Annotated in this window: 1 pseudogene; it reads left to right on the plus strand. The window is 53.2% G+C overall.

Annotation, left to right across the window (positions count from 1 at the left end):
- Nucleotides 1-559, plus strand: a pseudogene (locus ACFSR7_RS35730) (hypothetical protein); the annotation flags it as partial.
- Nucleotides 560-667: the final 108 nt, after the last annotated feature.

The raw sequence follows: 667 nt of genomic DNA on the forward strand, positions 1-667 counted from the left end.
CGGCAAGCAAAGAGCATACGAGGCTGTTCCGGCGTACGATCCGTTATCTGCTTATTCGGTCACGTACATCGCGTTAGACACTTACGCTCAGGGCATCGCACCGCAGTCCATCAGCGCTGACTACGCCAGCAATCAAAAAGAGGCGCTAGACGACGTTAACCGCGGAGTAACGGACCTGCGTACGGCTGTGAGCGTGCTGCAAGTGCAAAAAGCAGGCAAACAACAGGCGCAATGGATCGCGGCGACACCGATTAACGGATGGACTAACCGCACTGTCGCGGGGGTTACTCTTCCTACCGCAGCATACACCGTCGATGATTCAGGGCGGGTAAGCGTACGCGCTGATTTAACAGGCGGGACAACGACGAACGGAACGGTATTATTTAAAATCCCTCAGGCGCTAGCGCCAAAGCGTGCTGTGCCATTTACTGCCAAGTCGGTAAACGTGTCAACATGGACGGCAGCCGGGGGATACATTAACACGGATGGATCCGTCATTCTTGAGAACGGCGCCGGCTCGTTATTTGCATTTTATATCATCTTCTCGATTGACCAGTAAGGAGGGATAACATGAGCAAAGAAGGAATCATCGTTGATCTTGATGGCAGATACGTCGCACCGGATATCATACCGGATACACAGACAGGAGTAACGCCGCTGTACGAGG

Source organism: Cohnella sp. GCM10020058 (genome assembly GCF_042683485.1).
In the GTDB taxonomy this organism is placed as follows: domain Bacteria; phylum Bacillota; class Bacilli; order Paenibacillales; family Paenibacillaceae; genus Cohnella.